We start from the raw sequence: 20,153 nt of genomic DNA, 5'->3' as shown, positions 1-20,153 counted from the left end.
AGTTCCTCCCCAGCCTTCGGCCGGGGGAGGCACCCTGCGAGCGCCGGTGAGCGACCCCACCCCCCACCCCCGGCTCACCTCCTGCGCAGTACCCGCGCCAGTACCTCCCGCAGCTCTCCCTCCGGGTCGGGTACGGCGCCCTCCGAGCGCCAGGCCACGAAGCCGTCAGGCCTGACCAGGACCGCGCCGTCCTCCGTCGTACCGTGCGCCGCCGTCCAGCCGCCGTCGCCCTCCTCCGTGTCGTACACGAGATCGCCCGCCGTCCCGATCCGGTACGTGTCCAGCCGCAGCCGCTCCGTGTCCGCGATCCGCCGGGCGGCCGCGTGCCAGGCCGCGCCGCCCGCCGAGCCCGCGTCGCTCAGCAGCACCATGGACCGCTCGTACAGGTCGAGCGTGGACACGCGTTCCCCCTCCCGGCGCAGCCACAGGTGCGGGGCCCGGCTGCCCGGCTGGCCGGTGAGGTTCATCCCGTTGGGCACGAGCGGCTGGTCCGGGTCGGCGCCGAGGACCGCGCCCTTCGGGTAGCGGTAGCCGAGGACGATGTTGAGGATGCCGCCGCGCCGGTCGGCGCCGACGCCGGGGGCGGGCGCGAAGCCGGGGTGGCTGTGCTCCACGGAGCGGGCGGAGGCGCGGGCGCTGGTGGCGAGGGCGACCGGGCGGCGCTCGGCGTCGTAGGAGTCGAGCAGCCCGGGGCCGGCCCAGCCGTCCAGGACCGCCGCCAGCTTCCAGGCCAGGTTGTGGGCGTCCTGGATGCCGGTGTTGGAGCCGAAGGCCCCCGTCGGGGACATCTCGTGCGCGGAGTCGCCGGCCAGGAAGACCCGCCGGTCGGCGTAGCGTTCCGCGACCCGTTCGGCCGCCCGCCAGGAGGCCCGGCCGGTGACCTCGACGTCGAGGTCGGGGACGCCGACCGCCCGCCGGATGTGTCGGGTCAGACGCTCCTCGGTGAACTCGTCGAGGGTCTCGCCGCGTTCGGGGTGCCAGGGCGCGTGGAAGACCCAGCGCTCCTTGTTGTCGACGGGGAGCAGGGCGCCGTCCGCCTCCGGGTCGGTGAGGTAGCAGCAGATGAAGCGGCGGTCCCCGACCGTGTTCTGCAGCAGCTTGGAGCGGAAGGTGATGCTGACGTTCGCGAACAGGTCACCGGGACCCGTCTGGCCGATGCCGAGCCGGCCGCGGACCGGGGAGCGCGGGCCGTCGGCCGCGACCAGGTAGTCCGCGCGGACGGTGTACATCCGGTCGGAGTCACGGTCGCGGATGTACGCCGTCACTCCTTCGGGGTCCTGTTCGAATGACTCCATCTCGTGGAAGTAGCGCAGCTCGCCGCTGAGCGACTCGGCCGCCCGGCGAAGCACCGGTTCGAGGTCGTTCTGGCTGCACAGGCACCAACCCGTGGGGCTGAACCTGGCGAGTCCGCCACCCGGGTCGATCTCCTTGAACAGCCAGTCGCCGGCGTCGCCGACCAGCGTCGGGGTCTGCAGGATGCCGTGGTTGTCGGCGAGCAGGGAGGCCGCGGCCTTGATGTCCGGCTCGATGCCCGCTCTCCGGAACAGCTCCATCGTCCGCACGTTGTTGCCCCGGCCGCGTGGGTGGATCGAGGTCCCGGAGTGTCTCTCGACGAGCATGTGGCGGACGCCCAGTCGGCCCAGGAAGAGGGACATGGACAGGCCCACGAGGGAGCCGCCCACCACGAGGACGGGGACCTGGTGATCGGTTTTCTGGTGCATCGGGCACTCCAGGAGCGGGTGTTGGCGCGTCAGGTGCGATGCAACGTCCATGCCCCGTCCGGGCCCCCTCGGGAGGGGTTCCGCGGGCTCAATCACCCACCTGGTTCACGCGAGTCGCGCGCTTCGGAGGACCGGCACAGGATCAAGAAGCGCTGACGCCGCGTCATCGGCGAGGCGCAGGCCGCTGCCCCAGCGAAGGAGATGTGCGAAGCATGACGACGATCTCGGAAAAGGTTTCGGCAAAGCCGACCCGAACGACCCGCCCGGTCTCGACACGGGTCTCCCAGTCCGTCTTCGACGGCTCCCGGCTCCGGGTCGTCCTGCTGGTCGACGTCTACGACGGCGCGCAGCAGCAGTTCCTGGAGGCCTACGAGCAGCTGTGCAACCAGGTCGCCCAGGTGCCCGGCCACGTCAGCGACCAGCTCTGCCAGTCGATCGAGAACCCCTCCCAGTGGCTGGTCACCAGCGAGTGGGAGAGCGCCCCGCCGTTCCTCGCCTGGGTGAACAGCGAGGAACACGTGGAGATGGTGAAGCCGCTGCACAACTGCGTCCGCGACACCCGCTCGCTCCGCTTCCACGTCGTACGGGAGACCGGCGGCCCGGCGGCGGACGCCGTCCGTGTCCTGCAGGCCCAGCCGCGGATGGGCGACGGCGTGATCCGCCACGCGCTCACCTTCACGGTCACCCCGGGCAGCGAGGCCGAGGTCGCGAAGATCCTCGCGGACTACGCCTCGCCCGAGGCGAGGGTCGACGACTCCACCCGGCTCTGCCGCACCTCCCTGTTCATGCACGGCAACCGGGTCGTGCGGGCCATCGAGGTGCGCGGCGACCTGATGGCCGCCCTGCGCCACGTCGCCCGGCAGCCCGAGGTACGGGCCGTCGAGGAGGCCATCAACCCCTACCTGGAGCAGGAGCGCGACCTCAACGACCAGGAGTCCGCACGGGTGTTCTTCACCCGGGCCGCGCTGCCGGCCGTCCACCACGTCAGCGCCGAGGAGCTGGCCGAGGGCGAGCGGCACGCGCTCTACTACCCGGCCCGCCCGGGCTGCGGGATGCGGCTCGCGGAACTGCTCGCGCAGCAGGACGAGGCCGCGGCCGAGGACCCGGCGAGCCCGGTGCTGCACAGCACGGTCTTCCAGCGCGACGACGTGGTCGTCCGCCTGGTCGAGCAGCGGCCCGGCACACCCGTGGACGTCACCCCGGCGCACGCGCTGACCGCCCTGCTGGACGGCGACGCGGTGCGGATGCGGCTCCTCACCGACCGCCGCTCCCCGGACGCCTGACGCCTGACCCTTCCCTGTTGCATCACCCCCACGGAGGAACGCAGACATGCAGCCCATTCCCAAGATCGTGGATCTCGGCGAGATCGAGCCCAACACCCGGCGCGGCGGCGACCTGCGCGCCATGCTCACCCCGGCCACGGTGGGTTCCACCAGCGGTTTCATGGGTGTGGCCATCGTGCAGCCGGGCGACCGCATCGCCGAGCACTACCACCCGTACTCCGAGGAGTTCGTGTACGTCGTCTGCGGCGAGATGGAGGTCGACCTGGACGGCGAACCGCACCCGCTGCGGCCCGAGCAGGGGCTGATGATCCCCATCAACATGAAGCACCGCTTCCGCAACGTGGGCGACGTCGAGGCCCGGATCGTCTTCCACCTCGGCCCGCTGGCGCCGCGCCCGGCCCTGGGCCACGTCGACACGGAGGAGACGGAAGCCGTCGCCGTGGGGCAGGTCCGGTCGTGACCCGGCGCGTGGCGGTTACGGGCATAGGCATCGTCGCTCCGGGGGGTGTGGGCGTACCGGCGTTCTGGGATCTGCTCGCCTCGGGCCGGACCGCGACGCGCGGCATCACCTTCTTCGACCCCTCGGGCCTCAGATCGCGGATCGCCGCCGAGTGCGACTTCGACCCGGCGGCGCACGGCCTGGACGCCGAGGAGATCGAGCGGGCGGACCGGTACATACAGTTCGCCCTGGTCGCCGGCGACGAGGCGGTCCGGGACTCCGGTCTCGACCTCGGCCGGGAGAACCCCTGGCGGATCGGGGTCTCCCTGGGCACGGCGGTCGGTGGCACCACCCGCCTGGAGCACGACTACGTCCTGGTGAGCGGCGCGGGCCAGCGCTGGGACGTGGACCACCGGCAGGCGCAGCCCCAGCTGCACCGGGCGTTCTCCCCGAGCACGCTCGCCTCCGCGGTGGCGGAACGATTCGGCGCGCAGGGTCCGGTCCAGACCGTCTCCACCGGCTGCACCTCGGGCCTGGACGCCGTCGGCTACGCCTTCCACACCGTCCAGGAGGGCCGCGCCGACATCTGCATCGCCGGTGCCTCGGACTCCCCGATCTCACCCATCACCATGGCCTGCTTCGACGCGATCAAGGCCACCTCCCCGAACAACGACGACCCCGAGCACGCCTCCCGCCCGTTCGACAACCGCCGTGACGGGTTCGTCATGGGCGAGGGCGGAGCGGTGCTCGTCCTGGAGGAGCTGGAGCACGCCAAGGCCCGCGGCGCGCACATCTACTGCCAGCTCGACGGCTACGCCACCTTCGGCAACGCCTACCACATGACCGGTCTCACCAGCGAGGGCCTGGAGATGGCCCGCGCCATCGAGACCGCCCTGGACCACGCCCGCCTCGACCCCACCGCCATCGACTACGTCAACGCGCACGGCTCCGGCACCCGGCAGAACGACCGCCACGAGACCGCCGCCGTGAAGAAGGCGCTCGGGCACCACGCGTACAGCACGCCCATGAGCTCCATCAAGTCCATGGTGGGGCACTCGCTCGGCGCCATCGGCGCCATCGAGGTCGTCGCCTGCGTGCTCGCCCTGGCCCACCAGGTCGTTCCGCCCACCGCCAACTACGAGACCCCCGACCCCGAGTGCGACCTCGACTACGTACCGCGCGTCGCCCGCGAACGGCCCCTGAGCGGTGTCCTGTCCGTGGGCAGCGGGTTCGGCGGCTTCCAGTCCGCGGTGATCCTGACCCGGCAGAGAGGACGGACACGATGAGCGAACCCCGGTCTCGACGGGCCGCCGTCACCGGCATCGGTGTCGTCGCGCCCAACGGAACCAGCACCGAGACCTTCTGGAAATCCGTCCAGGAGGGACGCAACGTCCTCGACAAGGTGACCCGCGACGGCTGCGAGCACCTGCCCATGAAGGTGGCCGGAGAAGTCCGCGGCTTCGACCCGGCGGCCGCCGTCGAGGAACGCCTCATCGTCCAGACCGACCGCTTCACGCACTTCGCGATGGCCGCGGCCGACCTGGCACTCGAAGACGCCCGGCTCGGCCGCGCCGACACCGACGGCTCGCCGTTCGACGTCGGCGTGGTCACCGCGGCCGGCTCCGGCGGCGGCGAGTTCGGCCAGCGCGAGCTCCAGCAACTGTGGGGCAAGGGCAGCCGGTTCGTCGGCCCCTACCAGTCCATCGCCTGGTTCTACGCGGCCAGCACCGGTCAGATCTCCATCCGGCGCGGCTTCAAGGGCCCCTGCTCGGTGGTCGCCGCCGACGAGGCCGGCGGCCTGGACGCCCTCGCCCACGCGGCCCGCGCGGTCCGCCGCGGCACGGACGTCATCGTGGCCGGCTCCACCGAGGCGCCGATAGCTCCGTACTCGGTGGTCTGCCAGCTCGGCTACGAGGAGCTCAGCCGGGAGACCGACCCCGCCCGCGCCTACCGCCCGTTCACAGAGCAGGCCTGCGGGTTCGTGCCGGCCGAGGGCGGCGCCATGCTCGTCGTGGAGGACACCGGTTCGGCCCGCCGGCGCGGGCTGCCCGTCCGGGCCACCCTCGACGGCCACGCGTCGACCTTCACCGGCGCCTCCCGCTGGGCCGAGTCCCGGGCCGGGCTCGCCCAGGCGATCCGCGGGGCGCTCGCCGAGGCCGGCTGCGCCCCCGAGGAGGTCGACGTGGTCTTCGCCGACGCCCTCGGCGTCCCGGAGGCCGACCGGGCGGAGGCGCTGGCCATCACCGACGTCCTGGGCGCGCACGGCAGGCGGGTGCCGGTGACCGCGCCCAAGACCGGGATCGGCCGGGGCTACTGCGCGGCCCCGGTCCTGGACACCGCCGCCGCGGTGCTCGCCATGGAACACGGTCTGATCCCGCCGACCCCGGGTGTCCACGACATCTGCCACGACCTCGACCTCGTGACCGGCAGCGCGCGTGCCGCGCGGCCACGCACGGCACTGGTGCTCAGCCGGGGCCTCATGGGGTCGAACTCGGCGCTCGTGCTGCGCCACGGCGCGGCCGAGTGAGTCGAACACACCAGCTGCCCAGCAGCGAAGCAGAAGGAGTTGCTATGAGCATCACCGTGGACGAACTGTCCGAACTCATGAAGAAGGCCGCCGGCGTCACCGTCTCCCCGGCCGACCTCCAGGACCGGGCCGACAACGGCTTCGACGTCCTCGGCGTCGACTCGCTCGGCCTGCTCGGCATCGTCGGCGAGCTGGAGAACCGGCACGGCGTGCCCATGCCGGTGGACGCCGAGCGGTGCAGGACGCCGCGCCAGTTCCTCGACCTCGTCAACAGCGCCATGCCCGCGGGAGCCTGACATGACCGGACACACCCAGAACGAGATCACCATCGCCGCGCCCGTCGACCTGGTCTGGGACATGACCAACGACGTGGCGAACTGGCCCCAGCTGTTCAGCGAGTACGCCAGCGCCGAGATCCTCGAGGAGGACGGGAAGAAGGTCACCTTCCGGCTGACCATGCACCCCGACGAGAACGGCAAGGTGTGGAGCTGGGTCTCCGAGCGCGAGGCGGACCGCCGCAACCTCCGCGTCAAGGCCCGCCGGGTCGAGACCGGCCCGTTCGCGCACATGGACATCCTCTGGCGGTACGAGGAGGTGCCCGCCGGTACCCGGATGGTCTGGACCCAGGACTTCGCGATGAAGCCGGAGGCCCCCGTCGACGACGACTGGATGACCGACAACATCAACAAGAACTCCAAGATCCAGATGGCCCTGATCCGGGACAAGATCGAGAAGGCCGCCACCGGCCGGCGCCCCGACCCGGCGCTCGCCGACTGAGCCGGCCGCCGGGAAGACAGGAACGGAGAGACACGTGCACCAGGCCCTGATCGTCGCCCGTATGGCACCGGGCTCCGCGCCCGACATCGCGAAGGTGTTCGCGGAGTCCGACCGGGGAGAGCTGCCGCACCTCGTCGGGGTCACCCGGCGCAGCCTCTTCCAGTTCGGCGATGTGTACATGCACCTCGTCGAGTCCGAGCGCGAGCCGGGACCGGCCATCGCGAAGGTCACCTCGCACCCCGAGTTCAGGGACATCAGCGAGCGTCTCACGGCGTACGTCAGCGCGTACGACCCGGAGACCTGGCGTTCCCCGAAGGACGCGATGGCCCAGCGCTTCTACCTCTGGGAGCGCGACGGCGGCGTGTGACCCCGCGTACCGCCGTACGCCAACGGTGCCGGACCCGCACACGACGCGGGCCCGGCACCGGCGCGTACCGGGCCGCCCGACTCAGGCGGGCACGGTGCAGTCGAAGGCGTGCAGGTACGGGTTGACCGGCCGGATGTCGTTGACGCTCAGGCCCGCGTCGCCCAGCCGCCGCACCATCGAGTCGGTGGTGTGCTTGGCCCCGCCGACGTTCAGGAGCAGCAGCAGGTCCATCGCGGTGCTGAACCGCATCGACGGGGTGTCGTCGACCAGGTTCTCGATCACCACGACCCGGGCCCCGGGACCGCCCGCCGCGACCACGTTGGCGAGCAGCCGCGCGGTGGACTCGTCGTCCCACTCCAGGATGTTCTTGATGATGTAGACGTCCGCGTCGACCGGCACGGCCTCCCGGATGTCACCGGGCACCACCCGCGCCCGGTCCGCGAGGTCGCCGCCCTCGCGCAGCCGGGGCAGCGCCTTCTCGACCACCTTGGGCAGGTCCAGCAGGTAGCCCTTCATCGCCGGGTACTTGTCCAGCAGGCTGGCCACCACGTGCCCCTGCCCGCCGCCGAGGTCCGCGACCGACCGGCTGCCGGACAGGTCGAGCAGGGCCGCCACCTCGCGGGCCGACTGCTCGCTGGAGGTGGTCATCGCCCGGTTGAAGACGTCCGCCGACTCCGGGGCGTCCTCGTTCAGGTAGACGAAGAACTCCTTGCCGTAGAGGTCCTCGACGACGTTGCGGCCGGTACGCACGGCCTCGTCGAGCTTCGGCCAGGCGTCCCAGGTCCACGGCTCGGTGCACCACATGGCGATGTAGCGCAGGCTGTGCGGGTCGTCCTCGCGCAGCAGCCGGGAGGTCTCGGTGTGGGCGAACGTCCCGTCCGGCCGCTCGGCGAAGACGCCGTAGCAGGACAGGGCGCGCAGCAGCCGGCGCAGCGGCTTCGGGTCCGTCTTCACCGCGGAGGCCAGGCTCTCCACGGTCATGGGGGCGTCCCCGAGCGCGTCGGCGACGCGCAGCCGGGCGGCCGCGCGGACGGCGGCGGCACAGGCCGCCCCGAACACGAGCTCGCGCAGCCGCATCGACGGCGGCGGAGCGTCCTCCGCCGGCCCCTTGGCCGGCGTCGAGAGGTCGCGTGCTGGTGCGGTCATGTGCCGCCTTCCTTCCGTGTGGGGGTGTCGTACGGCCGTCAGGTCAGCACAGACCCGCGGGCTTGGACTTCTTGCAGGTGTTGTCCTTGAAGGCGTTGCCGTGCTTGGTGGCCTCCTGGTTGACCAGGTCGGCGGGGGAGTTGCCGGACAGCTTGTTGCGGGTGACCTGGTTCTTGTCGCTGGTGACACCCACGAAGCTCTTGAAGACCACGACACCGCCCGACAGCGGCGACTTGCCGGAGTTGCCGGTGACGGTGTTCCCGGTCACCAGGGTGTTCTCGGCGCCGGTCAGCACGATCCCGGAGCCCTGCAGGAAGGACAGCCGGGCGGTCTTCTTGCAGTACTTGTTGTTCTTCACGACCTGGTTGTCGGCGACGGTCAGGTGACCGGCCTTCGGCTTGTTCTCGTCGCCGACGACGAACACGCCCGCGCAGTTCCCGGTGACGGAGTTGTCCGAGACGGTGAGGTTGCGCAGCCGGCGGACGGTGACGCCGATCCGGTTGTTCTCCAGCAGGTTGTGCTCGACGACCGTGCCGAACGTGTCGGCGGCGCCCTTCTCCGCGGTGACGGAGTTGGCGAGGAAGATGCCCGCGTCGCCGTTGTTCCGGGCGATGTTGTTCTGGTACATGCTGTGGACCGCGCGCTCCTCGGCGAGGCCCCACTGCCCGTTCTTCACGGCGGCCACGCCGTGCACGTGCAGGTTGGCCGTGCCCACGGCCATGACGCCGGTCCGGGAGAACCCGGTCACGGTCATGTGGGCGACGGTGACGTCCTCGACGGGCTGGTTCTTGGCGCCGACCACGCAGATGCCGTTGCCCATCTCGGCACAGGACTTCACGGCGGTCTTCTTCTTGCCGCTCATGGCCTTGGTGGCCTTCATGGCCTTCTTGGACTTCTTGACCGGCTGGAGCACGGTGTCCGGGCCCATGCCGCGCAGGGTGAGGCCGGGCGTGGTGACCTTGACGCTCTCGTGGTAGGTGCCGGCCAGCACCAGGACCGTGTCACCGGGCTCGGCGGCGTCGACCGCCTTCTGGATGGACTCACCCGGGTGCACGGTCAGAACGCCGTGCGAGGAGCTCGCCGGAGCGGCACCGAGGAGGGAGCCGCACAAGGCGGCGCTGCACGCGAGGTATGCAATATGGCGTTTTGTCACATCTGGCAGGTTAGGAGCAGATGACCCGATAAACGGGCGGATGCTCCGTTCGGTGGCGAGTCGCCCCTTCAGAGGTGTCGACGGAGGAACCGCGCGAGAAACCACGAAGGCGCGGCAGTCGCACCCGCGACCACCGCGCCCCGAACTCGTGGGCGAGCCCTACCGCCCCCGAGGTCCGCCCTTCGGCATCCGCATGCCCTTCGGCATCGGCCCCTTCGGCAACGGCATGTTGGACATCAGGTCCCCCATCGCCCGCAGCCGGTCGTTGGTCGTCGTCACCTGGGGCCCCGTCAGCACGCGAGGGAACTTCAGCATCGTGGTCCGCAGCTTCTTCAGCGCGACCTGGCCCTCACCGGTGCCCACGATCACGTCGTGCACGGGCACGTCGGCCACGATCCGGGCCATCTTCTTCTTCTCGGCGGCCAGCAGGGTCTTCACCCGGTTCGGGTTGCCCTCGGCGACCAGGACGATGCCGGCCTTGCCGACCGCCCGGTGCACCACGTCCTGGCTGCGGTTCATCGCCACCGCCGGCGTCGTCGTCCAGCCCCGCCCGATGTTGTCCAGGACGGCGGCCGCCGCGCCCGGCTGGCCCTCCATCTGACCGAAGGCCGCCCGCTCGGCCCGCCGGCCGAAGACGATCGCCGCCGCGAGGAAGGCGAGCAGCAGGCCCAGGATGCCCAGATAGACCGGGTGTCCGATCAGGAAGCCGATCACGAGGAAGACGGCAAGGGTGCCGAGACCGACACCCGCGAGTACAAGACCGATCACCTTGTCGGCCTTGCGGGTCATCTTGTACGTCAGGACGATCTGCTTCAGCCGTCCCGCATTCGCAGCGTCCGCTGCGGGTTCCTTCCTCGCCATGCCCCGAAGTCTACGTGGCCCCGGGAGTGCCGACGACGGCAGTGTCCGGGAAGGCCGCGGAAGAGGGCGTCAGGAGCGGCCGGCGGCCTGCTCGAGGAAGCGCTGGGCCTCGACCCGGTCCTTGGCGCGACGGCGGTCCTCCAGTACGGAGGTCCAGGCGTTCTGGCGGGCGGTGCGCTGGCCGCCGCTCATGAGCAGCGACTCGACGGCGCGCAGCGCGTCGGTGAAGGACGGGATCGCGGTGGCGCGAACGGGCGCGGCCTGCATGGTGGAGGTCCCCCCTCGAGGTGGGTGTACGTGCTGTGATACCAGGGTCACTGTTCGGTGTTACCAGGGCGTGACCGACCGGTCAAACGCCAATGAAACCTTGATGCGCGGCCCCGGAACGCTGACGCGGTCCTGACGGACGTCCTCATCAGCGAGGACGGTCAGGACCGCGTCCATTCGGTCACTACTGGCCAGTAATAGTTTGTGCGTGAATTCACACGCTCGGCGGCGGGCCCGGTCCGGGCCGCCGTCAGACCGCCTGGGCGGCGACGAACGCGCCCCGCTTCTCGACGGCCATCTGGTACAGGCGGCCGGCGCGGTACGAGGACCGCACCAGTGGGCCGGACATGACACCGGAGAAGCCGATCTGCTCGGCCTCCTCCTTCAGCTCCACGAACTCCTGCGGCTTGACCCAGCGCTCCACGGGGTGGTGGCGGACGCTCGGGCGCAGGTACTGCGTGATGGTGACCAGCTCGCAGCCCGCCTCGTGCAGCTGGCGCAGCGCGTCGCTGACCTCCTCGCGGGTCTCGCCCATGCCGAGGATGAGGTTGGACTTGGTGACCAGGCCGAAGTCGCGGGCCTCGGTGATGACCTTCAGTGAGCGCTCGTAGCGGAAGCCGGGGCGGATCCGCTTGAAGATCCGGGGCACCGTCTCGACGTTGTGCGCGAAGACCTCGGGGCGGGACGAGAAGACCTCGGCCAGCTGCTCGGGGACCGCGTTGAAGTCGGGGGCGAGCAGCTCGACCTTGGTGCGGCCGGCCTCGCGCTCCGCCGTCTGCGCGTGGATCTGGCGGACCGTCTCCGCGTACAGCCAGGCGCCGCCGTCCGCCAGGTCGTCGCGGGCGACGCCGGTGATGGTCGCGTAGTTCAGGTCCATGGTGACCACGGACTCGCCGACGCGGCGCGGCTCGTCGCGGTCCAGCGCCTCGGGCTTGCCGGTGTCGATCTGGCAGAAGTCGCAGCGCCGGGTGCACTGGTCGCCGCCGATGAGGAAGGTCGCCTCGCGGTCCTCCCAGCACTCGTAGATGTTCGGGCAGCCGGCTTCCTGGCAGACCGTGTGCAGGCCCTCGCTCTTCACGAGGTTCTGCATCTTCGTGTACTCGGGGCCCATTTTCGCCCGGGTCTTGATCCACTCGGGCTTGCGCTCGATGGGGGTCTGGCTGTTGCGGACCTCCAGGCGCAGCATCTTGCGTCCGTCGGGTGAGACTGCGGACACGACCGGCTCCCTAGCGATTGATTCTTCGGCGACCTTCAGGGTACGCCCGTTGATTTGAATGCCCGGTGGTGGTGTCGGCCGCTCTGGGGCTGCCGCCGCCGGCCCCCGCTGTCGGCCTCCGGCCTCGTCCTCGGGCGCCGCACCGGCTGTTTGTGGTTGCCCTTCGTCCTCAAGTGCCGGACAGGCTGATTTATGCCGCCGGTGTCTTCTCGATCACCCTCGGCTTGAGATCGGCGTTCTCCAGGACGTCCGTCAGGTGCCGTTCCACCACCGGCAGCACCTCCTCGATCGTCACGTCCCGGCCGAGCTCGGCCGCGAGGGAGGCGACGCCGGCGTCGCGGATGCCGCACGGGATGATCCTGTCGAACCACTTGTTGTCCGGGTTCACGTTGAGGGCGAAGCCGTGCATGGTCACGCCCTTGGCGACGCGGATACCGATCGCGGCGATCTTGCGGTCCTCGCGGCGCTGGCCGGCGTTGGACGGGGCGTACTCCGGGCCGTTGAGGCGGGGGTCGAACTCGTCGTCCGTCAGCCGCGGGTCGAAGTCCAGGGAGAGGCCTCCGAGGGCCTGCGGGCGCTGCTCGACCGGGTCGCCGAGCACCCAGACGCCGCTGCGCCCCTCGACCCGGGTGGTCTCCAGGCCGAACTCGGCGCAGACGCGGATCAGGGCCTCCTCCAGGCGCCGGACGTGCGCGACCACGTCCACCGGGCGCGGGAGCTTCTGGATCGGGTAGCCCACCAGCTGGCCGGGGCCGTGCCAGGTGATCTTGCCGCCGCGGTCCACGTCGATGACGGGGGTGCCGTCGAGCGGCCGCTCGTTGTCCGCGGTGCGGCGGCCCGCGGTGTAGACCGGGGGGTGTTCGAGCAGCAGGACCGTGTCGGGGACCTCGTCGGTGAAGCGCGCCGCGTGCACCCGGCGCTGCTCGTCCCAGGCTTCCTGGTACTCGACGGCGTCCGCGCCGAACCCCATGCGGACGAACCGCAGCTCACTCACGGCAAGCGCCTCCCTCGGCGATAAGGCGATCAGTGCGTCAGGCGTGTAACGCGCCCAAGCAACTGTACGTCCGCCCGTCGCGCGTCAGCCCAGGGGCTAATTCTCACACGATCGGATGAATGAACGTCGAGATGTGCGATCGACTGCTCACTCTCCGCTACATTCGCGCCGTCCATGAGCGCCAAAAGGGCTGCTCACCGGCAATCCGGGCACAAGCGACCGAGCTGAGCCAGAAGGCAGGAGACCGCACCCCAGATGACGGACCGACCCGCGCAGCGCACCCCCAACCGTCAGCTCGCCGCGCTCATCGCAGAAGCGGGGTTCTCCAACGCGGGTCTGGCACGGCGCGTCGACCAGCTCGGACTCGAACACGGGCTGGATCTCAGATACGACAAGACATCGGTCACCCGGTGGCTGCGCGGCCAGCAGCCCCGGGGCACCACCCCCGCCCTGATCGCCGAGGTCTTCACGCGGCGCCTCGGCCGCCGGCTCACCGCCCAGGACCTGGGCCTCGACGCCTGTGCCCCGGTCTACGCCGGGCTGGAGTTCGCGGCCACCCCCGAAGAGGCCGTCGACATCGTCGGCGGGCTGTGGCGCAAGGACTCCGGCAGCCACGCCGAGCTCCGCAAGATCGCCTTCACCCCGGCCGGGCTGGTCGTCCCCAGCCGGGACTGGCTGATCGGCCGCGCCGACGACAAGGTGGCCCGCGGCGAGCCGGCCGCACCGGCGGGCACCGTCCGGGTGCCGGCGCAGGGCCGGCCGGTCCCGCCCAAGCCGGTGCCGCTCGCACCGGTGCGTCCGCGCGGGCAGGCCGAGCGCGGGCCCGGCCAGAAGGTGACCGGCGGCGACATCGCCGCGCTCCGCTCGGTCGGCGAGCTCTTCCGGTCCCTCGACGACCAGTACGGCGGCGGCCACGCGCGGCAGGCCCTCGTCCGGTACCTCGAGCACGAGTGCGAGCCGATGCTGCGCGGCACGTACGGCGAGCAGACCGGCCGCAGGCTGTTCGGCGCGGCGGCCGACCTGACCCGGCTCGCGGGCTGGACGTCGTACGACATCGCCGCGCACGGGCTCGCCCAGCGCTACTTCGTCCAGTCGCTGCGGCTCGCCCAGGCGGCGGGGGACCGGTCCTACGGCTCCTACGTCCTCGTCACCATGAGCCGCCAGGCGGTCTACCTGGGCCACGGCCGGGAGGCGGTGCAACTGGCCCGGGTGGCCCAGCAGGGGGTGGGCACGAGCGCCCCGCCGATCGTCCAGGCCCTGCTGCACGCGGCCGAGGCGCGCGCCCACGGGGTCCTCGGGGAGGTGCGCGCCTGCACGGGCGCCCTGGTCCGTGCCGAGCGCGCCCTGGAGGCGGCCCGGCCCGGCGACGAAGTCCCCTACTGGGCCCGCTTCTTCGACGAGGCGCAGCTGGCCGACGAGTTCGGCCACTGTCACCGGGACCTCCAGCAGTTCCGCGCGTCCGCGCAGCACGCCGAGCGCTCGCTGCAGCTGCGTGCGCCCTCCTACGCCCGCAGCCGCCTCTTCTGCCGCGTCGTCCTCGCCACGGCCCGCCTGGGCCTCGGCGAACTCGACCAGGCGTGCGCGCTGGGCGTCGAGGCGGCGGGGGCGGCGGCGGAGATGCGCTCGGTCCGTGCGATCGAGTACGTCAAGGACTTCGAACGCCGCCTGGAGCCCTACAAGGACGCGGCGCCGGTGAAGGGGTACCGGGACAAGGTCGCCGCAATGAACTGACGTCCCGCTCGACGGAGCCGCGACCTCACGCGTCTCTGCCGCCCACTTCCGCCGACTTTCTTCGCGCCGCCCACCTTCTTCCGCCGCCGACTTTCTTCGCGCCGCCCACCTTTTCCCGCCGCCTACCTTCTTTCCGCCGTGACGGTGATCAGCCGCGACGGCGGTGTCCGGCGGTGCCGGGCCGGCCGGTGCTGGTTGCCGTTGCCGGTTTCGGCCGTGGGTCCGGTGCCGCGCCGTCGTGGCTGGTCGCGCAGTTCCCCGCGCCCCTGGCGGGGCGCTGTGCGGCGGCCTCTTTTCCGCTGCCTACCGCGCCCCTGGCGGGGCGCCGCGGTGGTGTGGGGGGTGCGTCATGCGGCTCGGTGTTGTAGGGGTTCTGCGGTGTTCAGGGAGGGGGAGGTGCCGAGGTCGGTCAGGATGGCTGCTGATGCGCGGTGGGCTGAGTGGAGGGCTCCCTGGACCGTGCTGGTGTCGCGGTGGTCGCCGCAGACGTAGAGGCCGGCGAGGAGGCGGACGGGGCGGCGGAGGTCGTGCGGGGGGCGCATGGCGGGGATGGCCTCGGGGGTGTGGTGGACGGCGAGGGTCTCCCAGCGGCGCGTGGACGTGCCGTAGAGGCGGGTGAGGTGCATGCGGACCGCGGTGTCGATGTCGGAAGGGGGTGTGCCGAGGACGGTCGAGGAGATCAGGGCGCGGCCCTGGGGGGCCCGGGTCGGGTCGATGTTGCTGACGACGGAGGTGTGGGAGACGGGGCCGCCGCGGTCAGCGTCCAGGAGGAGGGATGTTCCGGTGGTGAGGGTCAACGGTTCGTCCGTGGTGTGGTGGACCACCGTCACCCGGTGGAAGTCGGGGACGCGCAGGCCCGGGAGGAGTTCGGCGGCGGCTCGGGCGTCGGTCGCCAGCAGGACCGCCCGGCAGCGGATCTCGCCGTGCTCGGCCGTCCTCACCGACGTCGTCGAGACCGAGGTGACCCGTACGCCGGTGTGGACGGTGCCGGGCGGGAGGGTGCGGGCCAGGAGGTCGGGGAGCACCTCGGCGCCGCCCTCCGGCAGGCACAGCCGCCCGCTCGCGAAGGAGCGCAGCGCGAGGTCCGCGCACCGGCTGGACGTCGTCAGCCCGGGGTCGCAGAGCAGGGCCGCGAGCAGCGGCCGCAGGAAGCCGTCGATCGTGCGGGTGGGCACCCCGCGCTCCGCGAGGGCGTGGGCCGCCGGGAGTTCGGGTCGGGCGAGGATGCGCTCGACGGGCGTACCGGCGATGCGGCCCAGCGCGGCGACCAGGCGGGCCTGGTCGACGGCGCCGCCCATCGGCGCGGTCGAGCGCGGCGGCGCCACCGGCGAGCCGCCCCTGGGGGCGCTTGCCAGGGCGCGCACGGCATACAGTGCGCCCCTCGCGCTCCCGCCACCCGCCGGAGCGCCGGCCCGGTGCGTGCGCCCGTCGCGATGCAGCAGCACGCCGGGTGCGTACCGGCGCAGAACCAGGGCGTCCAGTCCCGGGGCGAGGCGCAGCTCCGGATAGGACGTGGACAGGAGCTGCCCGATCCGGTCGAGCCGGAAGCCGTCCACCTTCTCGGTCGACATGCGTCCGCCGACGTAAGGGGCGGCCTCCAGGACCGCGGTCGTTACTCCTGCGCTGTTCAGCCGATGAGCCGCGGAGAGTCCGGCGATACCGGCCCCCACGATGACGACGTCCGCCTGGTACGCGGGCTCATGCACGAGGCCCCTCCTCGATTGCGCGTCCGGTGGAGACGTGATGCCCCCAACAAGCTCCGGGGATACCCGAGTTCGGGTCGAGGTTAGAGCTGTGATCGGTCAAGGACAGTCGCGCATGAACAGGGCACGGTCGCACGCCGGTCGCATACGGTCACAGGGGTCGTCAGGCCGCCCGGATCGCGTCCTCGATGCCCGGGAACGCGAAGGTGAACCCCGACTCCAGGAGCCGCTTCGGCACCACCCGTTGGCTGCCGAGCACGTCCCCGGCCATCTCGCCGAGCGCCGCGCGCAGCACCGGGGCGGGCACCGGGAAAAGGGCCGGGCGGCGCAGCACCCGGGCCATCGCCGCCGTGATCTCACCGTTCGTCAGGGGGTCGGGCGCGGTGAGGTTGAACGGCCCCGACAGACCCTCAGTCTCCATCAGGAACCGGATCGCGGCCACCTCGTCGTGCAGGGCGATGAACGACCAGTACTGCCTGCCGTCGCCGAGCCGGCCGCCGAGCCCCGCCCTGAAGAGCGGGAACAGCCGGCCCCAGGCCCCGCCGCCGCGGGCCACCACCAGTCCCGTGCGGGTGAACACCGTCCGCACGCCCGCCTCCCGTGCCGGGGCCGCCGCCTCCTCCCACTCCACGCACAGCGACGGCAGGAACCCGTCGCCGGGCGGCGCGTCCTCGTCCACGACCCGGTCGCCGGTGTCGCCGTAGAAGCCCATCGCGCTGCCGCTCACGAACACCCGCGGCGGGTCGGGCATCGCCGCCACGGCCTCCGCGAGCGCCGCCGTGCCGAGCACCCGGCTGTCCCGGATCTCGCGCTTGTAGGCGTCCGTCCAGCGCCGGTCGCCGATCCCGGCCCCGGCGAGGTTCACCACCGCGTCGCATCCGGCCAGGCCCGCGGTGTCCACGTACTGCCCTGCGGGGTCCCAGCAGACCTCCCCGGCGCCCCGGGCGGCGCGCCGCACCAGGCGGACCACCTCGTGCCCGTCCGCCCGAAGAGACCGCACCAGGGCGCTGCCGATGAGGCCGGACGCGCCGGCCACCGCGATACGAGAACGTTCCATGGGTCCCAGCATGCCGGGAACGACGCGGGAAAACCCGTGGGGCCCCGGTGTCGGCCGACTTAGGGTGACGGCATGCCGGAACCGTACATACGCGCCGCCCTGCCCGACGACGACGAGGAGCTCTCCGCCCTCGACCGCGCCACCTGGTCGTACCTGCACGCCGTGCTGCCCGAGCCGCAGCCGCCGTACGACCCCTTCTTCAACGAGCGCCACGCTCCCGAGGACACCCTGGTCGCCGAGCTCGACCGGCGCATCGTCGGCTACGTCCGCCTCGCCCTCGGCCACAAGATCGCCTCCAACGCGCACGTCCGGCAGATCCAGGGCCTCGCGGTCGCCGAGGAGGCCCGTGGCCTGGGCGTGGCGCGGGCGCTGCTGCGGGCGGCGATGGCGGAGGCCCGCCGCCGCGGCGCCCGCCGGATCCGGCTCGGCGTCCTCGGGCACAACGCCCCGGCCCGCCGGCTCTACGAGTCGGAGGGCTTCGTCGTCGAGGGCGTCCTGCCCGGCGAGTTCTACCTGGACGGCGAGTACGTCGACGACGTGATCATGGGCCGCGCGCTGTGACGGCCGGGAACGACGGCCGGGGCATGGACGGCCGTCATTCCCCGGCCACGGACGGTCAGGACGTGGTCAGGACGTGATCAGTTCGCCCGTGTCCACCGGCGAGGTGGCGTGCGCGCCGCGCGCGGCGTCCGTGGCCACCTCGTCGGCGGTCAGCACGTACCCCGTCTCGTCGTCGGACGTGGAGCGCGCGAACACCACGCCGTACACCTTGCCGCCGGTGGTCAGCAGCGGGCCGCCGGAGTTGCCGGGCCGGACCGTGGACCGGATCGAGTAGATCTCCCGGGTCACCGTCGCGTCGCTGTAGATGTTCTGGCCCGTGGCCTGCACCCTGTTCGCCACGGTGGCCGCCTGCAGGTTCAGGTTGCCGTCCTGCGGATAGCCGGCCACCACCGCGGAGTTCCCGCGCGCCGCGCTCGTGTCGAACCTCAGCACCGGAGCCCGCAGCTGTGGCACGTACAGCACCGCCACGTCCCGGTCCGGGTCGAAGAGCACGACCTCCGCGTCGTACGCCGGACCGACCCCGCCGATCCGCACGCTCGGGTTGTCGATGCCGGCCACCACGTGCGCGTTGGTCATCACGTGCTCCGGCGCGAACACGAACCCGCTGCCCTCGCGGCCCTGGGTGCCGGAGGAACCCTCGATCTTGACCGTGCTGCGCTTGGCCGCGTTCGTCGCCGCCGCCGTGACGTTGTCCCCGGAGGGCTTGGCGACCTGGGCCGTCGACTCGTTCTCGAACGGGTTGAAGACCTGCGGGAAACCCGCCTCGGTCAGCGCCGAGGTGGCCCGCGAGAACCAGGCGGGCGTGGTGTCCGGCATGGTGTCCTGCACGGCGCCGAGCAGCTTCGAGTCCCGTATCGCCGTCGTCACCGCGGGCGACGAGGACGCCCCGAGGACACTCGCCGCCACCCAGGCCACGATCAGCACCGCCACCGAGTTGGCGACCGCGCCGCCTGCCCCGTCGGCCACCCGGAGCGGCCCCTGGTCCAGCTCGCGGCGCAGCCGCAGCGCCAGCCGCCCGGCCAGCTCGTGCCCCACCACCGCGGGCACCAGCACCGTCAGCACCGCGACGACCGTCGCCGTCGCCGTCCCGCGTGTGACCAGCTCCATCACCCACGGCAGCACCCATACGCCGATCACCGCGCCGCCCACGAACCCGGCCAGTGACACGCAGCCGGCCACCAGCCCGCGCCGGTAACCGGACGCCGCGTAGACGAGGACCACCAGTACGAGCACCAGGTCGAGCAGGTCCACGGAGCCGCCTTTCTCTCGGTGCCCTTAATACGGTCGGGACGGGTCCAGTGATCAGTTCACGCGCCCGGGGCCGCCGGAACCGGCCACGCGCACGTGTACCCCCTGAAACGCCCCGGACCGGGACGATGGTTCCACCAGGTGGCACAGCACACATCGCGGGCGCAGTCGATCACCCCGAGAGTGATTGCCATGCGTGTCTTCCCAAGAGCGGGGCGGCGCACCCGGATCACCGCCCTGACACTGCTCGGCTGCCTGCCCGGCCTCGCCGCCGCCCTCGTCGTGGAGCTGTGCGCCCAGGGCGCCGACCGGCCCGTCGCGATCCACCTGGCGGCGCCCGCGCCCGCCAGCCCCGCCTCCGGCCACCGGGCTCCCCGGCCGAACATCGTGCCGCGCTCGGCCTGGCTGGACGCCTCCGTCCGCCGCACCCAGCCGCCGCCACGCTACGACGACCAGGTCGTCGCCGTCTTCGTGCACCACACCGACTCGCCCAACGGCTACTCCTGCGCGCAGACCCCCGAGATCATCCGCCGCCTGTACACCGGCCAGACCGGCGACCGGGCCTGGGACGACATCGGCTACAACTTCCTCGTCGACCGGTGCGGGACCATCTACGAGGGCCGCGCGGGCGGCGCCGACCGGGCCGTCACCGGTGCGCACACCCAGGGCTTCAACCACCGCACCGCCGGCATCGCCGCCCTCGGCACCTTCACCGCCGGGGTACCCGTGCCGCGTGCCATGACCGAGGCGATCGCCGCCGTCGCCGCCTGGAAACTCGGGCTGGCCGACGTCGACCCGCGCGGCACCGCCCGACTGGTCTCCAGCAACGGCCTCAGCCGGTACCGGGAGGGCACCGCCGTCGCCCTGCCCGCCGTCGCCGGCCACCAGGACGGCTACCGGACCAACTGCCCCGGAGCCGCCCTCGCCGACCGCCTGCCGGAGATCAGGGAGACGGCGGCCCGGCTGCAGGGCAGGGGGGCCCGCGCGGGAACCCCGCTGCGCACACTCATGGAAGCGCCCCCGACGACCGCCCTCGGACCACCCGCGAAAGGGTCCACAGGAACGCCATAGGCGGCACGCAGGCCGTTCAGATCCCCGCGCC

The 20,153-nt window shown here is 72.0% G+C and carries 20 protein-coding genes; 10 read left to right on the top strand and 10 right to left on the bottom strand.

Annotated features, from left to right (window positions below):
- Window positions 1–74 precede the first annotated feature (74 nt).
- The gene (locus tag AB0472_RS40815; protein WP_366364426.1) at window positions 75–1,721 is read right to left on the bottom strand and encodes an FAD-dependent monooxygenase; all 1,647 of its coding nucleotides are present in this window, start codon (window positions 1,719–1,721) and stop codon (window positions 75–77) included.
- Between the two features lie 212 nt (window positions 1,722–1,933).
- Here AB0472_RS40815 and AB0472_RS40810 point away from each other — a divergent pair, with 212 nt between their 5' ends.
- Genes AB0472_RS40810 through AB0472_RS40780 form a run of 7 tightly spaced genes read left to right on the top strand, consistent with a single transcriptional unit; the run spans window position 1,934 to window position 7,114 of the window.
- Window positions 1,934–3,004: a SchA/CurD-like domain-containing protein gene (locus AB0472_RS40810; RefSeq protein ID WP_366364425.1), complete on the top strand. Its 1,071-nt coding sequence runs from the start codon at window positions 1,934–1,936 to the stop codon at window positions 3,002–3,004.
- Between the two features lie 46 nt (window positions 3,005–3,050).
- Complete coding sequence (locus AB0472_RS40805) at window positions 3,051–3,464, top strand: cupin domain-containing protein (RefSeq protein WP_351954572.1); 414 nt, start codon at window positions 3,051–3,053, stop codon at window positions 3,462–3,464.
- Complete coding sequence (locus AB0472_RS40800; RefSeq protein ID WP_366364424.1) at window positions 3,461–4,729, top strand: beta-ketoacyl-[acyl-carrier-protein] synthase family protein; 1,269 nt, start codon at window positions 3,461–3,463, stop codon at window positions 4,727–4,729. The genes AB0472_RS40805 and AB0472_RS40800 overlap by 4 nt, the downstream gene beginning before the upstream one ends.
- Window positions 4,726–5,970 (top strand): ketosynthase chain-length factor, encoded by a 1,245-nt coding sequence (locus AB0472_RS40795; RefSeq protein ID WP_366364423.1) that lies wholly within the window; start codon window positions 4,726–4,728, stop codon window positions 5,968–5,970. The genes AB0472_RS40800 and AB0472_RS40795 overlap by 4 nt, the downstream gene beginning before the upstream one ends.
- Before the next feature lie 44 nt (window positions 5,971–6,014).
- Window positions 6,015–6,266 carry an acyl carrier protein gene (locus AB0472_RS40790; protein ID WP_366364422.1) on the top strand — a complete coding sequence of 84 codons (252 nt, stop codon included), beginning with the start codon at window positions 6,015–6,017 and terminating at the stop codon, window positions 6,264–6,266.
- Between the two features lies 1 nt (window position 6,267).
- Window positions 6,268–6,747, top strand: coding sequence for an SRPBCC family protein (locus tag AB0472_RS40785; protein ID WP_366364421.1), 480 nt, complete (start codon window positions 6,268–6,270; stop codon window positions 6,745–6,747).
- A 34-nt stretch (window positions 6,748–6,781) separates the two neighbouring features.
- Window positions 6,782–7,114, top strand: a complete 333-nt coding sequence (locus AB0472_RS40780) for a TcmI family type II polyketide cyclase (protein WP_366364420.1) — start codon at window positions 6,782–6,784, stop codon at window positions 7,112–7,114.
- An 81-nt stretch (window positions 7,115–7,195) separates the two neighbouring features.
- On the opposite strand, the gene AB0472_RS40775 is transcribed toward AB0472_RS40780, so the two are convergent.
- The 6 genes from AB0472_RS40775 to lipB form a co-directional block, all read right to left on the bottom strand.
- Window positions 7,196–8,191 (bottom strand): methyltransferase, encoded by a 996-nt coding sequence (locus tag AB0472_RS40775; protein ID WP_366364449.1) that lies wholly within the window; start codon window positions 8,189–8,191, stop codon window positions 7,196–7,198.
- A gap of 112 nt (window positions 8,192–8,303) precedes the next feature.
- Complete coding sequence (locus AB0472_RS40770) at window positions 8,304–9,413, bottom strand: right-handed parallel beta-helix repeat-containing protein (protein ID WP_366364419.1); 1,110 nt, start codon at window positions 9,411–9,413, stop codon at window positions 8,304–8,306.
- Window positions 9,414–9,572: 159 nt separating this feature from the next.
- Window positions 9,573–10,274, bottom strand: a complete 702-nt coding sequence (locus AB0472_RS40765; protein WP_366364418.1) for a DUF4191 domain-containing protein — start codon at window positions 10,272–10,274, stop codon at window positions 9,573–9,575.
- A 69-nt stretch (window positions 10,275–10,343) separates the two neighbouring features.
- Complete coding sequence (locus AB0472_RS40760) at window positions 10,344–10,541, bottom strand: hypothetical protein (RefSeq protein WP_181806529.1); 198 nt, start codon at window positions 10,539–10,541, stop codon at window positions 10,344–10,346.
- A 250-nt stretch (window positions 10,542–10,791) separates the two neighbouring features.
- Window positions 10,792–11,757 (bottom strand): lipoyl synthase, encoded by a 966-nt coding sequence (lipA, locus tag AB0472_RS40755; protein ID WP_366364417.1) that lies wholly within the window; start codon window positions 11,755–11,757, stop codon window positions 10,792–10,794.
- A 190-nt stretch (window positions 11,758–11,947) separates the two neighbouring features.
- On the bottom strand, window positions 11,948–12,751 hold the full coding sequence (lipB, locus tag AB0472_RS40750) for a lipoyl(octanoyl) transferase LipB (RefSeq protein WP_366364416.1): 804 nt from the start codon (window positions 12,749–12,751) through the stop codon (window positions 11,948–11,950).
- 255 nt (window positions 12,752–13,006) lie between these two features.
- Here lipB and AB0472_RS40745 point away from each other — a divergent pair, with 255 nt between their 5' ends.
- Window positions 13,007–14,482 (top strand): regulator, encoded by a 1,476-nt coding sequence (locus AB0472_RS40745; RefSeq protein ID WP_366364415.1) that lies wholly within the window; start codon window positions 13,007–13,009, stop codon window positions 14,480–14,482.
- Window positions 14,483–14,829: 347 nt separating this feature from the next.
- Here AB0472_RS40745 and AB0472_RS40740 read toward each other — a convergent pair whose 3' ends face one another.
- Together AB0472_RS40740 and AB0472_RS40735 are read right to left on the bottom strand one after the other, a co-directional pair.
- Window positions 14,830–16,188, bottom strand: a complete 1,359-nt coding sequence (locus tag AB0472_RS40740) for an NAD(P)/FAD-dependent oxidoreductase (protein WP_366364414.1) — start codon at window positions 16,186–16,188, stop codon at window positions 14,830–14,832.
- A gap of 160 nt (window positions 16,189–16,348) precedes the next feature.
- Window positions 16,349–17,242: a TIGR01777 family oxidoreductase gene (locus tag AB0472_RS40735; protein WP_366364413.1), complete on the bottom strand. Its 894-nt coding sequence runs from the start codon at window positions 17,240–17,242 to the stop codon at window positions 16,349–16,351.
- A gap of 72 nt (window positions 17,243–17,314) precedes the next feature.
- On the opposite strand from AB0472_RS40735, the gene AB0472_RS40730 reads away from it, so the two are divergent.
- Window positions 17,315–17,803: a GNAT family N-acetyltransferase gene (locus AB0472_RS40730; protein WP_366364412.1), complete on the top strand. Its 489-nt coding sequence runs from the start codon at window positions 17,315–17,317 to the stop codon at window positions 17,801–17,803.
- A gap of 66 nt (window positions 17,804–17,869) precedes the next feature.
- On the opposite strand, the gene AB0472_RS40725 is transcribed toward AB0472_RS40730, so the two are convergent.
- Complete coding sequence (locus AB0472_RS40725; protein WP_366364411.1) at window positions 17,870–19,054, bottom strand: MarP family serine protease; 1,185 nt, start codon at window positions 19,052–19,054, stop codon at window positions 17,870–17,872.
- A 189-nt stretch (window positions 19,055–19,243) separates the two neighbouring features.
- On the opposite strand from AB0472_RS40725, the gene AB0472_RS40720 reads away from it, so the two are divergent.
- Window positions 19,244–20,122 carry a peptidoglycan recognition protein gene (locus AB0472_RS40720; RefSeq protein ID WP_366364410.1) on the top strand — a complete coding sequence of 293 codons (879 nt, stop codon included), beginning with the start codon at window positions 19,244–19,246 and terminating at the stop codon, window positions 20,120–20,122.
- The last annotated feature ends 31 nt before the right edge of the window (window positions 20,123–20,153 follow it).

This window comes from Streptomyces sp. NPDC086777 (genome assembly GCF_040702065.1).
In the GTDB taxonomy this organism is placed as follows: domain Bacteria; phylum Actinomycetota; class Actinomycetes; order Streptomycetales; family Streptomycetaceae; genus Streptomyces.
This window is presented reverse-complemented; position numbering and strand designations above follow the sequence as displayed.